This window comes from Moorena sp. SIO3B2, assembly GCF_010692525.1.
In the GTDB taxonomy this organism is placed as follows: domain Bacteria; phylum Cyanobacteriota; class Cyanobacteriia; order Cyanobacteriales; family Coleofasciculaceae; genus Moorena; species Moorena producens.
Genome location: NZ_JAAHHE010000874.1, coordinates 1 through 1,403, shown reverse-complemented (window position 1 = coordinate 1,403; position 1,403 = coordinate 1). Strand labels below are relative to the sequence as shown.

Annotated in this window: 1 protein-coding gene; it reads right to left on the bottom strand. The window is 33.3% G+C overall.

The annotated features are described in order from the left end of the window. Nucleotides 1-175: 175 nt before the first annotated feature. A complete protein-coding gene (locus F6K38_RS41955; protein ID WP_287360758.1) occupies nt 176-628 on the bottom strand; it encodes a hypothetical protein in 453 nt (150 codons plus the stop codon). Nucleotides 629-1,403 lie beyond the last annotated feature (775 nt).

Sequence of the window (1,403 nt, the reverse complement as noted above, 5' to 3'; positions counted from 1 at the left end):
TGAGTGTATTAATTTAGTACGAGAATTAATGAGACTTAATCGTAATAAATGGAAGTATTATTTACGAGGAATGAGAGCTAAATCGCTTGTCCTGTCTGCTTTATAACTATTTTCGTCGCCCCCCCAGGTTCCAAGTGTAGCTCATGGTTTTTGAGGTTGATAAAAGTGATTAATTTTATCTTATTTTACCATAAGTTTGTTTTTTGGAGAGGTCTAATATCTCTTGATATAATTCATCAGTTTCTTGCTCATTTTCATGAGCGATTACTAAATTATTTGGTAATTGGTAATCGTTATGATTAATTAAAAGAGCCTCGGCTTTAAGAATATCAAAATTGGTAGCTAACTCTAGGTTAGAGGAATTTGGTGATAATGGCTGATTTGCAGGAGACCTGATCCAGTCTTCAAAACTTGAGGAGATGACATTACTACCATTTTTAGGAGTAGATATTATACTAGACTTATCAAGTATTTGTTCAACATTTTGATTAGATTTTGATAAGTTTCTTTGGGATGGAATATTTATATCTTCCATCCATGAATTAACAGATTTATTTAAGGGCTCTGCTGTCAGGGTAGCTGTTAGTTTAATAGTTATTTCAGAGAGTTGATTTGCGTTTAATATCATAGGTACTTTCGTTAACTATATTGATTAAACTGCACAGTAGTAATATCACGAATTATAAGTAGTTATATCGACATAGATATTACTGACTTACTTATAGTGTAGTAAAGCACCCTGATTGAATTTTAGTTAATTAAAGCAATTTTAAACAATCTTAATTTAAATTTCATAAAAATCATAAAAATAAATAAGACTATGGCGATATTATTTTCCCTGAATTTTATGTTAATTATATTATGTTAATCCTATTCCGAATATAATCATTTCGATCTGGATTTATATGGTAGTTTAATTAAGAGTAAATAAACCTGTATCTATACATACAATATTGACTCATACATGTTAGTAAGTGGTTGCCATTTTGGCAAAATTTTCGGTTATGAGGAAGGAGAGGCCGTGGGCGACGCTACGGGATTGACCGTAAGTCACCCTAAGCGAACGGATATTCTGGAGGAGCAAGAAAATCCCAATGACCAGCAATATGTGGATCAGTAAGGGTGAATGAAACGATAACGACTTATCATACTATGAAAATATTTATAATTACTGGTTTAACCTTGAGTAGTTTTACAATATGCGATCGCGTCCAATCAAAGCATGTCTTGTGAATCCAATGGTGTCCTTTAGCTCAACCTCCTCTGACCGAAATTCAAGTCAATCATTATGATTCCAAATACTGGGAGTGATTTTCGGGATACTCTGGGGGGTCAAACCGAGGTATATTTTATAACCTATAGGTTGCACTAAATTTAAGAGGTTGACGCTTGACGCTTGACGC